The organism is Stenotrophomonas africana (assembly GCF_013004645.1).
GTDB classification, from domain to species: domain Bacteria; phylum Pseudomonadota; class Gammaproteobacteria; order Xanthomonadales; family Xanthomonadaceae; genus Stenotrophomonas; species Stenotrophomonas africana.
In genome coordinates, this window is the sequence record NZ_JABEME010000001.1 from 844598 (window position 1) to 860717 (window position 16120).

13 protein-coding genes are annotated in these 16120 nt (G+C 66.8%); 6 read left to right on the top strand and 7 right to left on the bottom strand.

Going from position 1 to position 16120, the window contains the following annotated elements; genetic code table 11:
* The first annotated feature begins 125 nt into the window (after nt 1-125).
* From HLA98_RS04235 to HLA98_RS04245, 3 genes are all read left to right on the top strand, one after another.
* Nucleotides 126-2156 carry an NADPH-dependent 2,4-dienoyl-CoA reductase gene (locus HLA98_RS04235; protein ID WP_057499504.1) on the top strand — a complete coding sequence of 677 codons (2031 nt, stop codon included), beginning with the start codon at nt 126-128 and terminating at the stop codon, nt 2154-2156.
* Between the two features lie 298 nt (nt 2157-2454).
* Nucleotides 2455-2913, top strand: coding sequence for a cell wall hydrolase (locus HLA98_RS04240; protein WP_004154513.1), 459 nt, complete (start codon nt 2455-2457; stop codon nt 2911-2913).
* An 84-nt stretch (nt 2914-2997) separates the two neighbouring features.
* A complete protein-coding gene (locus HLA98_RS04245) occupies nt 2998-3609 on the top strand; it encodes a glutathione S-transferase N-terminal domain-containing protein (RefSeq protein WP_049448767.1) in 612 nt (203 codons plus the stop codon).
* A 67-nt stretch (nt 3610-3676) separates the two neighbouring features.
* On the opposite strand, the gene HLA98_RS04250 is transcribed toward HLA98_RS04245, so the two are convergent.
* The 6 genes from HLA98_RS04250 to HLA98_RS04275 form a co-directional block, all read right to left on the bottom strand.
* Nucleotides 3677-4732: a suppressor of fused domain protein gene (locus HLA98_RS04250; protein ID WP_057499505.1), complete on the bottom strand. Its 1056-nt coding sequence runs from the start codon at nt 4730-4732 to the stop codon at nt 3677-3679.
* 46 nt (nt 4733-4778) lie between these two features.
* Nucleotides 4779-5282, bottom strand: a complete 504-nt coding sequence (locus HLA98_RS04255; protein ID WP_057499506.1) for a hypothetical protein — start codon at nt 5280-5282, stop codon at nt 4779-4781.
* 222 nt (nt 5283-5504) lie between these two features.
* Nucleotides 5505-7385 carry a propionate--CoA ligase gene (prpE, locus tag HLA98_RS04260; RefSeq protein ID WP_049451480.1) on the bottom strand — a complete coding sequence of 627 codons (1881 nt, stop codon included), beginning with the start codon at nt 7383-7385 and terminating at the stop codon, nt 5505-5507.
* 666 nt (nt 7386-8051) lie between these two features.
* Entirely contained in the window at nt 8052-8666 is a 615-nt protein-coding gene (locus tag HLA98_RS04265; protein ID WP_057499705.1) for an RluA family pseudouridine synthase, read from the bottom strand.
* A gap of 122 nt (nt 8667-8788) precedes the next feature.
* On the bottom strand, nt 8789-9775 hold the full coding sequence (locus tag HLA98_RS04270) for a malate dehydrogenase (RefSeq protein ID WP_004153634.1): 987 nt from the start codon (nt 9773-9775) through the stop codon (nt 8789-8791).
* Between the two features lie 118 nt (nt 9776-9893).
* Entirely contained in the window at nt 9894-10385 is a 492-nt protein-coding gene (locus HLA98_RS04275) for a peptidylprolyl isomerase (protein WP_005408225.1), read from the bottom strand.
* A gap of 273 nt (nt 10386-10658) precedes the next feature.
* On the opposite strand from HLA98_RS04275, the gene typA reads away from it, so the two are divergent.
* Genes typA through HLA98_RS04290 form a run of 3 tightly spaced genes read left to right on the top strand, consistent with a single transcriptional unit; the run spans nt 10659 to nt 14649 of the window.
* Nucleotides 10659-12506 (top strand): translational GTPase TypA, encoded by a 1848-nt coding sequence (gene typA / locus HLA98_RS04280; RefSeq protein WP_049444226.1) that lies wholly within the window; start codon nt 10659-10661, stop codon nt 12504-12506.
* Between the two features lie 11 nt (nt 12507-12517).
* Complete coding sequence (locus HLA98_RS04285) at nt 12518-12985, top strand: DUF2127 domain-containing protein (protein WP_005415426.1); 468 nt, start codon at nt 12518-12520, stop codon at nt 12983-12985.
* A gap of 41 nt (nt 12986-13026) precedes the next feature.
* A complete protein-coding gene (locus tag HLA98_RS04290) occupies nt 13027-14649 on the top strand; it encodes an amidase (protein WP_057499706.1) in 1623 nt (540 codons plus the stop codon).
* A 72-nt stretch (nt 14650-14721) separates the two neighbouring features.
* On the opposite strand, the gene HLA98_RS04295 is transcribed toward HLA98_RS04290, so the two are convergent.
* Nucleotides 14722-15909, bottom strand: coding sequence for a mechanosensitive ion channel family protein (locus tag HLA98_RS04295; RefSeq protein WP_212757416.1), 1188 nt, complete (start codon nt 15907-15909; stop codon nt 14722-14724).
* Nucleotides 15910-16120 lie beyond the last annotated feature (211 nt).

The following is a 16120-nucleotide window of genomic DNA, read 5'->3' on the forward strand; positions in this document are numbered from 1 at the left end:
ATTCCGGCCAGCGGCCGGCACTACCAGACCGTCAGACTGCGGCCGGCACTGCTCAGCAGGCTGGCCCTTGCCCCGGCCGCCGTTTCGCGGCACGCTTCGCGCTTCCGTACGCAAGCGTATCGACCATGTCGCCAGCCAACGAAAGCGCCTATCCCCACCTGTTCGCCCCGCTGGACCTGGGCTTCACCCAGCTGCGCAACCGCGTATTGATGGGCTCGATGCACACCGGCCTGGAAGATCGCGCCCGTGATTTCCCACGGCTGGCGGCCTATTTCGCCGAACGCGCCGAGGGCGGCGTCGGCCTGATCGTCACCGGTGGCTTCGCACCGAACGTGGTGGGCTGGTTGAAGCCGTTCGGCGGCAAGCTGTCCTGGCCCTGGGAAGTGCGCCCGCACCGCCAGCTCACCGCCGCCGCGCACCAGCACGGCGCGAAGATCTGCCTGCAGCTGCTGCATGCCGGCCGCTATGCCTACCACCCGTTGTCAGTGGCACCGTCGAAGCTGAAGGCACCGATCAACCCGTTCACCCCGCGCGCGCTCTCGGCCGGTGGCGTCGAACGCCATATCGCCGACTACGCACGCAGCGCGAAGCTGGCCCGCGAGGCTGGCTACGACGGCGTCGAAGTCATGGGCTCGGAGGGCTACCTCATCAACGAGTTCATCGCCCCGCGCACCAACAAGCGCATCGACCGTTGGGGCGGTGATGCCAGTCAGCGCATGCGCTTCGCGGTGGAGATCGTGCGCCGCATCCGCGAGGCCTGTGGCCCGGACTTCATCATCATCTACCGGCTGTCACTGGTGGACCTGGTGGAGGACGGCAGCAACTGGGAAGAGATCGTGCAGCAGGCGAAGGCCATCGAGGCCGCCGGCGCGACGATCATCAATTCCGGTATCGGCTGGCACGAAGCGCGTATCCCGACGATTGCCACGTCGGTGCCGCGCGCCGCCTTTGCCGGTGTCACCGCCAAGCTCAAGCCGCATGTGAAGGTACCGCTGGTGGCAACCAACCGCATCAACATGCCAGAGGTCGCCGAGCGCATCCTGGCCGATGGCGGCGCCGACATGGTGTCGCTGGCGCGCCCGCTGCTGGCCGACCCGCAGTGGCCGAACAAGGCACGCGCCGGCCGCGCCGAGGCGATCAACACCTGCATCGCCTGCAACCAGGCCTGCCTGGACCACGTATTCGAGAACAAGCTGGCCAGCTGCCTGGTCAATCCGCGCGCCGCACACGAGACCGAGCTGGTCTATCGCCCCACCCAGGCCCCGAAGAAGGTCGCCGTGGTCGGCGCCGGCCCCGCCGGCCTGGCCTGCGCCACCGTCGCCGCCGAGCGCGGCCACCAGGTCACCCTGTTCGACGCCGGCGACGAGATCGGCGGCCAGTTCAACGTGGCCAAGCGCATCCCCGGCAAGGAAGAGTTCCACGAGACCCTGCGCTACTTCCGCCACAAGCTGGCCGAAACCGGTGTGCAGCTGCGCTTGGGCACCCGTGCCGATGCCGCCACCCTGGCCGGCTTCGACGAGGTGGTGCTAGCTACCGGCATCACCCCGCGCAAGGTCGACTTCCCCGGGGCGGACCACGCCAAGGTGGTCAGCTACCTGGACGTGCTGCTGGGCCGGGTCACGGTGGGCGCCAATGCGGCGATCATCGGCGCCGGCGGCATCGGCTTCGACGTCGGCGAGTTCCTCAGCCATGCCGGCGAGTCGCCCTCGCTGGACCCGCAGCGCTGGATGGCCGAATGGGGCGTGGACAGCAGCTTCGAGGCCCGTGGTGCGTTGGCCCGGCCCGAGGTCGAGGCATCCCCGCGGCGACTGTGGCTGCTGCAGCGCAGCCCGGGCAAGCCCGGCGCACGACTGGGCAAGACCACCGGCTGGATCCACCGCGCCACGCTGAAGGCCAAGGGCGTGCGCATGCTCGGTGGCGTCGAGTACCTGGGCGTGGACGACGAAGGCCTGCGCATCCGCGTGGAAGGCAGCGAACAGCTGCTGCCGGTCGATCATGTGGTGATCTGCGCCGGGCAGGAACCGAACCGTGCATTGCAGGCCGAACTGCAGGCCGCCGGCATCAACGCGCAGCTGATCGGCGGTGCCGATGTAGCGGCCGAGCTGGACGCCAAGCGGGCCATCGACCAGGGCAGCCGGGTCGCCGCCGCGCTCTGATGGGCGCCTGAATGGGGGGCGGAATGTGATTTCCGTCACCCCTGCAGAACCTGAATGTCAAGCCGGACGGTTCACGATGCGTTCGGCTATGCCCCCCTACCTTGCGCCATCTTTCCGCTCACCAGCCAGTTTCCGGTGAGCCGGCGCAGCCCCCTCGATCGGTATTGATCGTTTCTTTTGGGGTTGCCCACGGGGCGGCCCCGATGGCCGCCTCCCCATGACGCCAAGTCGTACCCCGCCTCCTGTCGCCCCCGCGGCTGGAACTGGAGGGTGCGGCCCACACGGAGCAAGGAGTTATATGAAACTGGCCTGGATTCTCTGGCTGTCGCAGTTGTTGCCGCAGCCGGCCGCTGATTCATTGTGTTTGAGCACCACCGTTTACCTGGAAGCCCGCGACCAGACCCTGCGCGGCCAGCAAGCCGTCGCCGAGGTCGCCCTGCGTCGCCTCGACAGTGGCCTGTGGGGCGACTCGATGTGCCAGGTGGTCACCGCACGCAAGCAGTTCGCGCCGACCATCGTCTCCCCCGGCACCCAGCTGGGCAATGACGCGGCCTGGAGCGAGGCGATGAACGTGGCCTTCGACGCCGAGCGCAACTGGGCGCTGCCGGCCGGCGAGCGCCGCGAGATCGTGCCCGGTGCCAGCCACTTCGCCGCGCTGTCCATTGCCAGCCCGAACTGGCGCAACGCCTACCAGGTGGCCACCATCGGCGATCACACCTTCTATAAGGTGCAGAACCTCAAGCCGCGCCAGTCGTAACGATCCGTGCTGGCGGCAGCGTTGCCGCCCGCCGCCAGGCTCTGGGATAGTGGGCGCTTCCCGCCCGCATCACCTGGAGTTCCCATGAAGCTGTACAGCAAGCCCGGTGCCTGTTCCACCGCCGACCACATCGCCCTGCAGTGGACCGGCCAGCCGTTCGAGGTTGAACTGCTGAACAAGGACACCCTGAAGGGCCCGGAATTCCTCAAGATCAATCCGGCCGGCGCCGTCCCCGCACTGGTCGATGGCGACTTCGTGCTGCTGCAGAACGCCGCGATCATGGGCTATATCGCCGACACCTACCCGCAGGCCGGCCTCGGCGGTGACGGCAGCCCGCGCCAGCGTGCCGAAGCCACCCGCTGGCTGGCCTTCGTCAACTCCGACGTGCACCCGGCCTTCTCGCCGCTGTTCGCTCCGGGCAAGTTCATCGCCGATGAGAGCCAGTTCGACGCGATCCGCGCCGCCGCGCACAAGCGCCTGCGTGGCCTGTTCGAGACCGCCGACAGGCAGCTGGCCGACAAGCCGTGGCTGGCCGGCTTCCGCAGCTTCGCCGATCCGTACTTCTACATCACCCTGCGCTGGGCCGCCGGCACCAAGGTCGACCTGTCCGGCCTGGACAACCTGGCCGCCTACAAGGCGCGCATGGATGCTGATGCCGGCGTGCAGGCCGCGCTGAAGGCCGAAGGCTTGGCCTGATCCTGCCCTGGGGCCAGAGCCGCTCGCGTGGCGAACGGATCTGGCCCCCTCGGTTCCAACAGCGTGATCAACCGATCTGGCGGATCACTTCGCCCTTGGCATCTCGCAGGTAGGTCGGCACCACTTCGATGCGCAGCGCCACCGCCGCCGGGTAGATGCCGCGCTCGGCACGCACGCCCGCCAGGGCCTGCAGTCCCGCCTCGTCCAGTGCCCAGCGCGCGCTGTCGGCGGAGACGTCACCCACTTCACCGCGCCCGGCCGGAACGAACTCCCACTGCCGCTCGCGGCTGACCAGTTCCAGCGATTTGCCGTGGCGCAGGCGCAATGGCAGCAGCTCGCACACGCTGGCCACCTGGCCGGCGCCGAGCACCAGGGTGGTGACGCCTGCCTCCTGCCGCCAATCCAGTGTCTCGATGAACAACATGCCGGTACTGGAGCCCTCACGCTCGCTGCCGGCCTGCATCTGAGCCGCCAGTGCCGGATCCTCCAGCAGATTGCCGCGATGCAGGTCGCTGATCCACAGCGGCATCGCCGGTTGCAGCGCCTGCAGCACGCCACGCGTCGACCAGCGCTTGACCGCTTCCATCTCTTCATCGGTCAGCCCGACCAGCTGCAGGAACTGCAGGTGGCCATTGGTGGTGTCGCGTGCCGGCAACTGCGGGTCGGCAACGAAAGCCAGATGGCACAGCCGCGTGTCGGTCTCCAGCGCGATCGGGCCGTTGGCATTGAGGTGGTGGCCATCCTCGAACACATTGCCACTGCTGAACACGTAGCGCGCCAGGTTCTGCAGCAGGTTCATCGGCCACACTGGCGGTGTGCTGCCGGCGTGCTCACCGGCTTCAGCAGCAAGGCGGAAGGTCAGCTCGAAACCATAGCCGCTGACATCGGCATCGCTGCTCTCCTTGGCGTACAGCTCGGAGAAGCCGTAGGTGATGTAGTGCCAATGCGGTACCGGCGCGTCTGCCCAGTACACGCTGATGCCATCGAGCGGATCCTGGCCACCGAGCGTGTACGGCAGCGCGGTGCCGAAGTGACGCGGTTCCTGCCCGGCATACAGCGGCGCCAGCGCCGCATTGATCGCGTCCCAGCCGGGGGTATCGGTGTCGTCGTGGTCGTCCTGCACGCGGGACTCCTTGTGGGAAAGTGAACCGATCACTTTACGCGGTGGCTCAGGCCTGCACGACCTCATCGCCTGCGTTCAGCACGGCCGACCGGGTTTCCTGCCACCAGCGCTGCGCCAATGCCGGGCTGCGCGCTTTGCCCACCGCCGCCAGCAGTTCCGGGCACAAGCGCTCCAGCGCCAGCGCATCGGTGCAGCGTTCGATCTTCAACTGCATGAAATAGCCCTTCAGGCCCAGGTGGCGGCGCACCGCCTCGCTCATCGCGTCGTACAACTGCTGGTACAGCGCCGGATCCTGTTCGCGCCCGGTGCTGATGCCACGCAGCGGTGTCACCTCTGCGCTTCCACCGATCACTTCGATCAGGCCCTGTGCGGCCAGCTGCTCCAGTGCATCGGGTGGTGCGCGCAGCCCTTCGAACAGGCCGCGCAGTTCGGTGTCATCGCGATGGCCGTCGACCATCAGCAGGATCGAACGCAGTGCCGCCGGCAGGCGCCGGCCGCGGTCTTCGATTTCCTGACGGCCAGCAGCCGTCTTGGCGTGCAGCAATGCCATTGCCTCCCCCTCCCTCGATGCGCAATGCCGGCGCGCCCTGGCGGGCACGCTCCCCTGTGTGCCATCCCCCGACGGCACGCGCCTTCCCCGGCGCGCGCCGCGTATTGCAGGTCGATGACAGGCCGAGCTTAGCGCAAGTACTGGACGCGGAGGGTAGTGCCGGCCGCTGGCCGGCAACCTCGGGATTGATGGAGGTGCCGGCCAGCGGCCGGCACTACCAGGTCAACGGCCCAGCGCGCGGCGGATCTCCTCCAGCGCACTGGGATCATCCAGCGTCGACAGGTCACCCGGGTCGCGCTGTTCGGCCAGCGCCTGCAACGAGCGCCGGAGCAGCTTGCCCGAACGGGTCTTGGGCAGTGCATTGACCACATGCACATGCGCCGGGCGCGCAACCGCGCCAAGCGAAGTCGTCACCGTCGCCATCATCTCGGCCACCACCGGCGCCGGATCCTCGCCATCGAGCCCCTGCTTGAGGGTGACGAACACCAGCGGCACCTGCCCCTTCAGTTCATCCTTGACCCCGATCACGGCGGCCTCGGCCACGCGCGGATGGCTGGAAATGGCCTCCTCGATCTCGCGCGTGCCCAGGCGGTGCCCGGCCACATTGATCACATCATCGGTGCGACCGAGGATGAAGGTGTAACCATCATCGTCGCGGATCGCCCAGTCCAGCGAGCTGTACAGCAGTTCCTTGAAGTGGCTGAAGTAGCTCTGCAGGAAACGGCTGTCGTCGTTCCACACCGTGCTCATGCAGCCCGGCGGCAGCGGCGGCGACACCACCAGCACGCCCTTCTGCCCCGGTGCGACTTCCTCGCCGGTGTTCTCGTCGATCACCTTCATCCGGTAACCGAGATTGGGGAACCCGGGCGAGCCGAAACGCACCGGCTTCATCTCCAGGCCCGGCAGCAGGGTCAGCGCCGGCCAGCCGGTTTCGGTCTGCCAGTAGTTGTCGATGATCGGCTTGCCGAGCGCTTCGCTGATCCAGTGCGCGGTCGGCTCGTCCAGCGGCTCGCCGGCCAGGAACAGGTACTTCAGCGCGCGCAGATCGTGGCGGTGGATGAAGTCCGCGTCGTGCTTCTTCAGCACGCGGATGGCGGTGGGCGACGAGAACATCGTGCGCACGTTGTACTGCTCGCACAGCGCCCACCAGATGCCCGGATCCGGATTCGTCGGCAGCCCTTCGTACAGCAGCGAGGTGCAGCCACCGATCAGCGGGCCGTACACGTTGTAGGAATGGCCCACCGCCCAGCCGACATCGGAGGTGGAGAACATCACCTGGCCCGGCTTGCAGTCGAACACGGTCTCCATCGACTGGGCCATTGCCACCGCATAGCCACCCACGTCGCGCTGCACGCCCTTCGGCTTGCCGGTGGTGCCGGAGGTGTACAGCAGGTAGCTCGGCTCACTCGCTTCCAGCCACTGCACCGGCACATCCACTTCCCCGATCTGTGCACGCAGCGTGGCGTAGTCCACATCACGGCCCGGCACGCGTGGTTCGGCGGCATCCAGCCCGCGCGACACGATCAGCACATGCGGTGGCGGCGAAGCCGCTTCGGCGCAGGCGGCGTCAACCATCGGCTTGTACGGAATCAGCTTGCCACCGCGCATGCCGGCATCGGCGGCGATCAGCAGCTTCGGCTTCGCATCGTCGATGCGCAGCGCCAGGTTATGCGCGGCAAAGCCCCCGAACACCACCGAGTGCACCGCACCGATGCGCGCGCAGGCCAGCATCGCGAACACGGCTTCGGCCATGTTCGGCATGTAGATCACCACGCGGTCACCGTGACCGACACCGAGGTGCCTGAGCACGGCGGCGAAGTCGTTCACTTCGCGATACAGCTGGCGATAGGTGATCTCGCGGGTGCTGTTGGTCTCGGTGGAAATGGCAACCAGCGCGAGCTGGTCGGCGCGCTCGGCCAGGTGGCGGTCGACGGCGTTGTAGCAGAGATTGGTTTCACCGCCGACGAACCAGCGCCGGAACGGTGGGTTGCTGTAGTCGAGCACCTGCTGCGGTGGTTTGTGCCAATGGATGCGCTTGGCTTCCTCGCCCCAGAAGGCCTCCGGCTCGTCGATCGAGCGACGGTAGGTTTCCTCGTAGTTCATGACGCAGCCCTCCCAGACAAAGTCATGGGTTCGAGGATAGTCCGGCGCTGCCGCGCGGGCCGCCCTACCTTGGTAGGGGGGTGGGTTTTTCATGCAGGGCTGCGCCCTGCACCTGCAGAAGCCGAAGCAACAGCAGAAGCTGGCTTACTGGGGGATGGCGGGGTGGGTCCGGTTGCGGGGGACGCCGTGAATCCGTCCATGGAGGCTCGGTCGCCGCATCCATGCGGCTCACGCCCCCGCAACCGGACCCACCCCGCCTTCGACAGACTTCCGCGATCTGTCGGAACGACGTTCTGCCTTGGTGGGTGTCGACCTTGGTCGACTGCTCTGGTAGGTGTCGACCTTGGTCGACACGGTAGATCCACGCCATGCGTGGATGATTCATTCGATATCTGACAGAAATATCGTGTCGACCAAGGTCGACACCTACCAACAGCTGCGCGGAACAACGGCCACCGTTACCAACAGCCGAGTGAACCTGTCGAAGGTGGGGCGGTGTCGGAGTGCGGGGTGTCAGCCGCATGGATGCGGCTGCCAAGCCTACAGGGACGTACTTGCGGCGTCCCCGCACTCCGACACCGTCCCGCCAACTCACGGATAGCCCGCTTTTGACGTTGACGTTGACGTTGATTCTGCAGGTGCAGGGCTGCAAGCCCTGCCGAACCCCTAGAACGGAGCCGCTGACTCGAACGCGATCGCCGCGCCCGTCACCGGGTGGGTGAACTGCAGGCTGCGCGCATGCAGATGCACGCGCTGCGCCGGCGCGGCGTCATACAGCACGTCACCGACGATGGGATGGCCAAGACTGGCCATGTGCAGACGCAGCTGATGGCTGCGGCCGGTGATCGGTTCCAACGCCACGCGGGTGCGCCGCGCTTCTACATCACGCGCCAGTACGCGCCAGCGGGTCAACGCCGGCTTGCCGCGTTCGTGATCGACCATCTGCTTCGGCCGGTTCGGCCAGTCCACGATCAACGGCAGGTCCACTTCGCCGGCATCACCCTCGAGCAGCCCCTGCACCACCGCTTCATACCGCTTGCCAACCTGGCGCTGCTCGAACTGCATCGACAACGCCGCCTGCAGGTCCTTGCCACGCGCATGCAGCAGCAGCCCGGAGGTCACCTGGTCCAGGCGATGCACGGTCAACGCGTCCGGGTACAGCGCCTGCAGGCGCGCGACCATGCAATCCTGGTTCTCGGCGCTGCGGCCGGGCACGGACAGCAGGCCGGCCGGCTTCTCGGCCACCAGCAGTGCGTCATCGATGTAGTGCAGGTGGATCATGCGGTTCCAGGAATTCCAAATGAAAACGGGGAAGCCGAAGCCTCCCCGTTTTCTGCGTACCGACCAGCGGTCGGTACCTACCTTGATGGAAGACGTACCGGCCGGAGCCGGTACCGCCTGCATCAGCCCAGCAGGTGGGCGACGCCGGCGCGCTCTTCTTCCAGCTCGGCCAGGGTCTTGTCGATGTACTTCTGGCTGAAGTCGTCGATCGGCAGATCCTTGACCAGGGTGTACTTGCCGTTCTCGGTGGTCACCGCGAAGCCGAAGATCACGCCTTCCGGAATGCCGTAGGAACCGTCGGACGGCACGCCCATGGTGACCCACTTGCCGTTGCTGCCCAGCACCCAGTCACGCACGTGGTCGATCGCTGCATTGGCAGCCGAAGCGGCCGAGGACGAGCCACGGGCCTCGATGATCGCCGCGCCGCGCTTGCCGACGGTCGGGATGAAGGTGTTGGCGTTCCACTCCTGGTCGTTGATCGCATCGGCGATCGACGCACCATCGGCGGTGGCGAAACGGTAGTCCGGGTACATGGTCGGGCTGTGGTTGCCCCACACGACCAGCTTCTCCATGCCACCAACCGGCTTGCCGAGCTTGGTCGACAGCTGGCTCAGGGCACGGTTGTGATCCAGGCGCAGCATGGCGGTGAAGTTTTCCGGCTTCAGATCCGGAGCCGACTTCATTGCGATGTAGGCATTGGTGTTGGCCGGGTTGCCGACCACCAGCACCTTCACGTCACGGCTGGCGACCTTGTTCAGCGCTGCGCCCTGGGCGGTGAAGATCTTGGCGTTTTCCAGCAGCAGGTCCTTGCGCTCCATGCCCGGGCCACGCGGACGCGCGCCGACCAGCAGGGCGATGTCGGCGTCCTTGAACGCCACTTCAGCATCATCGGTGCCGACCATGCCGGCCAGCAACGGGAAGGCGCAGTCTTCCAGTTCCATCATCACGCCCTTCAGGGCGGCCTGGGCCTTGTCGACCGGCAGTTCCAGCAGCTGCAGGATGACCGGCTGGTCCTTGCCCAGCATTTCGCCGGAGGCGATGCGGAACAGCAGGGCATAACCGATCTGGCCGGCGGCGCCGGTCACGGCAACACGAACGGGTGCTTTCATGGGGGTTTCCTCTTGCTTGCAAGCGTTTGATGGGACGCCGCAGGCATGGCCACGCAGGCCGGGCGGGCGGCGGGGAACAGGGAAACGGCCACCCGTGGGTGGCCGTTTCGAAGGGGAATCAGGCGGCGAGGTGCTTGTTCCACTCGGCGACGCGGTCGGCCTGGGCGGCCAGCACGGCGTCGACGTCGCCTTCCAGGGTGATCGAATGGATCACGTCGCCCTGCTTGACCGAATCGACGATGGCCTGGCCTTCCAGGACCTTGCCGAAGACGGTGTGGCGGCCGTCCAGCCAGTCGGTCTTGATGTGGGTGATGAAGAACTGGCTGCCGTTGGTGTTCGGGCCGGCGTTGGCCATCGACAGCGAGCCGACCTCGTGCTTCACGCCATTCTTCTCGTCTTCGAACTTGTAGCCCGGGCCGCCGGTGCCACGACCCTGCGGGCAGCCGCCCTGGATCATGAAGTCGGCAATCACGCGGTGGAAGATCAGGCCGTCATAGAAGCCGTGCTTGACCAGGTTCACGAAGTTGGCCACGGTCAGCGGCGCCTTGTCGGCGAACAGCTCGACCTTGATCGGGCCCTGGGTGGTGTCGAAAGTGGCGATGAGGGACATGAAGATCCTTGATGCAGAGGGGAACGCGTCTAGCCACCTAGTTTACACCTGCCTCGCGGCGGCGGCGGCTTCGACCATCGGTGGAGACGCCGGCTTCAGCCACCGGACGGGCAGCGCCGCCTGTCCCTCCTGGCGGCCTGGGCCGGAGCGCTGGACAGCCACCTGAATGGCGCCCCGGACCGGCGTGAAATCCATCTTTTCGCGAATCGTCAAGTTCGACGTATAATGTTGGACTTCTTTTTCCAAATCCGGCGCCGACTGGCCCCCTTTCGTATGTCCATCGAAAATCTTCGCAACATCGCCATCGTCGCTCACGTCGACCATGGCAAGACCACCCTGGTCGACCAGCTGCTGAAGCAGTCCGGCACCCTGTCCGAGCGCACCGTCCTCGCCGAGCGCGTGATGGACAGCAACGACCAGGAAAAGGAACGCGGCATCACCATCCTGGCCAAGAACACCGCCATCACCTGGGAAGACAAGAAGACCGGCATCAAGAACCGGATCAACATCGTCGACACCCCCGGCCACGCCGACTTCGGCGGTGAGGTCGAGCGCGTGCTGTCGATGGTCGACACCGTGCTGATCCTGGTCGATGCGATGGACGGCCCGATGCCGCAGACCCGCTTCGTGACCCAGAAGGCCTTCGCGATGGGCTTCAAGCCGATCGTCGTGGTCAACAAGATCGACCGTCCGGGCGCGCGTCCGGAATGGGTGATCGACCAGGTCTTCGACCTGTTCGACAAGCTCGGCGCCACCAATGAGCAGCTGGACTTCCCGATCGTCTACGCCTCGGCCCTGAACGGCTACGCCGGCCTGGAAGACACCGTGCGCGACGGCGACATGACCCCGCTGTACGAAGCGATCATGCAGCACGCCCCACGTCCGGAAGTGGACCCGGAAGGCCCGTTCCAGATGCGCATCAGCCAGCTGGACTACAACAACTTCGTGGGCGTGATCGGCATCGGCCGCATCCAGCGCGGCACCCTGAAGAAGAACATGCAGGTTGCGGTCATCGACCGTGAAGGCAAGAAGCGCAACGGCAAGGTTGCCCAGGTGCTGGGCTTCCTGGGCCTGGAGCGCATCGAGCAGGACACCGCCGAAGCCGGTGACATCGTGGCCATCTCCGGCATTCCGGAGCTGACCATCTCCGACACCCTGTGCCACCCGGATACCCCGGAGGCGCTGCCGGCGCTGACCGTCGACGAGCCGACCATCTCGATGACCTTCCAGGTCAACAACTCGCCGTTCGCCGGCAACAAGGACCTGTCCGGTGGCAAGTTCCTGACCAGCCGCCAGATCAAGGACCGCCTGGACCGCGAGCAGGTCCACAACGTGGCCCTGAAGGTCGAACAGCTGGAAGACGCCGACAAGTTCCTGGTCTCCGGCCGTGGCGAACTGCACCTGTCGGTGCTGATCGAGAACATGCGTCGCGAAGGCTACGAGCTGGCCGTGTCGCGCCCGGAAGTGATCATCAAGGAAATCGACGGCCAGATGATGGAGCCGATCGAGCAGCTGGTGGTGGACATCGAAGAAATCCACCAGGGCGGCGTGATGGAAAAGCTCGGCACCCGCAAGGGCCAGCTGAAGAACATGGAACCGGATGGCAAGGGCCGTGTGCGCCTGGAGTACCAGATCCCGGCCCGTGGCCTGATCGGTTTCCAGAACGAGTTCAAGACCCTCACCCAGGGTTCGGGCCTGCTGTTCCACGTGTTCGACCACTACGGTCCGAAGGAACAGGGCGCGATCGCCAAGCGCATCAACGGCGTGATGATCGCCAATGCGCCGGGCACCACGCCGGCCTACTCGCTGGGCCCGCTGCAGGAGCGCGGCAAGCTGTTCGCTGCTGAAGGCGACAACGTGTATGAAGGTCAGCTGGTCGGCATCCACTCCAAGGACAACGACCTGACCGTCAACGCGATCAAGACCAAGCCGCTGACCAACATGCGCGCTTCGGGCAAGGACGATGCGATCCAGCTGACCCCGGCGATCAAGTACTCGCTGGAACAGGCCCTGGACTTCATCGAAGACGACGAGCTGGTCGAGATCACCCCGAAGGAGATCCGTCTGCGCAAGAAGTTCCTGACCGAAAGCGACCGCAAGAAGGCTTCGCGCGGCGGCTGAGCCAGCACCCCGTGAACCAGAGCGGCTACAACCCGGATCCACACCGGCATCCGGGTCTCCATGTCATCGCCCTGCTCGAAGCGAGCAAGGCGATGCTGGCACTGTTGGCCGCCACCGGGCTGGAAGTGCTCGGACCGCAGCCGCTGCGGCACGGCATCATGGTCCTGATCCGGCGTTTCAGCCTGGACCCGGACCATGGCACCCTGCCCTCGCTGCTGCACATGATCAGCCCCGACGCGGTCCACCTGGCCGCGGCGGGGATGATCGGCTACGGCCTGCTGCACCTGGTCGAAGCCTGGGGCCTTTGGCGGGCCAAGGCCTGGGCCTCCTGGCTGGGCTGCCTGACCGCCTCGCTGTACCTGCCCTTCGATATCTTCGCGATCATCCGCCACCCCGGCTGGCCGTCGTGGACGATCCTGGCGATCAACCTGATCGTGGTCTACGTCCTCGCCCGCGACCTGCGCAAGCGCCACCGCTGAGCACCGGCTACACTGGGGATTGGAGCCGACCAAGCCGCCCCATGCGCCCGTCCTTGCCGCCTCTGCTGACCTGCCTGCTCGCCGCGCTGCCTGCGCTGCTTTCGGCTGGCTGCAGCCCGGCCACGCCCAGCGCGCATGCGGCCGAACCTGCGAGCCGCAACGTGCCGTTCCCGTACGCCGAAACCGATGTCACCGACCTGCAGGCGCGGATGACCGCCGGTGAACTGGACAGCACCACCCTGACCCAGGCCTACCTGCAGCGCATCGCTGCCCTGGACCGCACCGGGCCGCGCCTGCGCGCGGTGATCGAGCTCAACCCCGATGCCCTGAAGGAAGCCGCCGCGCGCGACCGCGAGCGCCGTAATGGTCGCCTGCGTGGCCCACTGCATGGCATCCCGCTGCTGTTGAAGGACAACATCAACGCCGCGCCGATGGCCACCAGTGCCGGCTCGCTGGCGCTGCAGGGATTCCGTCCGGACGATGCATACCTGGTACGGCGTCTGCGCGAAGCCGGTGCGGTGGTGCTGGGCAAGACCAATCTGAGCGAATGGGCCAATTTCCGCGGCAATGATTCGATCTCCGGTTGGAGCGCGCGTGGCGGCCAGACCCGCAATCCCTATCGGCTGAGCCATTCGCCCTGTGGCTCCAGCAGCGGCAGCGCGGTGGCCGTGGCCGCCAACCTGGCCAGCGTGGCGATCGGCACCGAGACCGACGGCAGCATCGTCTGCCCGGCGGCGATCAACGGTGTGGTCGGCCTGAAACCGACGGTCGGCCTGGTCAGCCGCGACGGCATCATCCCGATCTCCTTCAGCCAGGACACCGCTGGACCGATGGCGCGCAGTGTCGCCGACGCCGCCGCTGTACTGACCGCGATCGCGGGCCGCGACGATGCCGACCCCGCCACCGCGACCATGCCCGGCCGTGCGGTCTACGACTACACCGCGCGCCTGGACCCGCAGGGCCTGCGCGGCAAGCGCATCGGCCTGCTGCAGACACCGCTGCTGAAGTACCGCGGCATGCCGCCACTGATCGAACAGGCGGCGACCGAGCTGCGTCGAGCGGGCGCCGTGGTGGTGCCGGTGGAGCTGCCCAACCAGGGCGCCTGGGCCGAGGCCGAGCGCACGCTGCTGCTGTACGAATTCAAGGCCGGGCTGGAGCGCTACCTCAGCACCCACCGCGCGCCACTGCGCACCCTGGCCGAGCTGATCGCCTTCAACCAGGCGCACAGCAAGCAGGAACTGGGCCTGTTCGGCCAGGAGCTGCTGGTGGAGGCCGATGCCACCGCCGGCCTGGCCGACCCCGCCTACATCCGCGCGCGCAGCGATGCGCGCCGCCTGGCCGGCCCGGAAGGCATCGACGCCGCCCTCGCCGCCCATCAGCTTGACGCTCTGGTGGCGCCAACCACCGGCGTGGCATGGCCGATCCGCAGCGAAGGCGACGACTTCCCCGGCGAGAGCTACAGCGCCGCCGCCGTGGCCGGTTATCCCAGCCTGACCGTGCCGATGGGCCAGATCGATGGCCTGCCGGTCGGCCTGCTGTTCATGGGTACCGCCTGGAGCGAACCGAAGCTGATCGAAATGGCCTACGCCTACGAACAGCGCACGCGCGCACGGCGCCCGCCGCACTTTGATACCGATGCACTGATCGACGCCGGCGAGCCGTGATCGTGTTTCTGTAGAGCCGAGCCCACGCTCGGCTTCAACGGAAAATCGAAAGCAGCCGAGCATGGCTCGGCTCTACAGCGGCTGGTCGGGCTCCACCGATACGATCGCCGCCTCACCATCTTCAGCACCCGGCGAACGCACATCCGCAGTGCGCGCCCTCGGGCCACGCGGCATATCCAGCTCGTCTTCGTGTTGCAGCCGCGCACGCACCTGCGGCAACGACTGCGGATGCTCACGTGCGAGGAAATCGAGCATGCGTTCGCGCACCAGGCAACGCAGGTCGAAGGCATCACCGGAGCTGCGCGCGCTGACCAGCAGGCGCACCTGGATCGCACGCTCGCTGGTCTCGGTCACCTGGGTCACGCAGACCCGGCCATCCCACAGCGCTTCGCCCCGGCAGATGCGCTCCAGCTCGGCGCGGATCGCCGCAATGGGCGCGCGGTAGTCCAGCCAGAAGAATGCGGTACCGAGCAGGTCGGCGCTGCGCCGCGTCCAGTTCTGGAACGGGTTCTCGATGAACCACGTCAGCGGCACCACCATCCGCCGCTCATCCCAGATCCGCACCACCACGTAGCTGCTGCCGATCTCCTCGATGCGTCCCCACTCGCCCTCGACGATCACCACGTCGTCCAGGCGGATCGGCTGCGTCAGTGCGATCTGCAGGCCGGCGATGAGGTTGCCGAACACCGGCTTGGCGGCGATGCCCGCCACCAGTCCGATCAGGCCCGCCGACGCCAGCAGCGCCGTGCCGATCTTCTGCACCATCGGGAAGGTCAGCAGCACCAGCGATGCGCCCAGCACGATGATGCCGCCCATCAGCACACGGCTGAGCACCCGCGTCTGGGTCTGGATGCGGCGCGCTTCCAGGTTGTCGGAGACATCAATGGGATGGCTGCGCAGGATCGCGCGCTCGCCCGCCGCCACCGCGCGTACCAGCAGCCAGACGAAGCAGGCCATCAATGCAATGTGTAGTCCGTGCTGCAGATGGCCCAGCAACGGATCCTGCAGTGGCGTCGCCTGCAAGGCGGGAATCAAGAGCAGCAGCGGCCACGCGGTGGCCATCGGCAGCCCGAGCACGCGCCCGATGCGCGCACGCCGGCGATCACGCCCTTTCAGCCGGTGATAGATCCACAGGATCAGCCACGCGCCGATGCCGCCCACCACCACGGCCAATCCCAACGGCCATGCGTAGGCCTGTGCGCTCTGCCAGTGCACCGTTGCCACCTCCAGTCGAACCACCAGGTGGACAGCCTCGCGCATGGCGCATGAGCGTCACGTCAGCCGTTCGTAAGCAGGGTGTTGGTCGGCAGGGCTTGCAGCCCTGCACCTGCCAGAATCCGAAGCAACAGCAACGGCAGAAGCGGGCATTCCGTGGGATGGCGGGGTGGGTCCGGTTGCGGGAGACGCCGTAAACCCATCCATGGGGGCTTGGCCGCGGCATCCATGCCGCGGACACTCCCGCAACCGGACC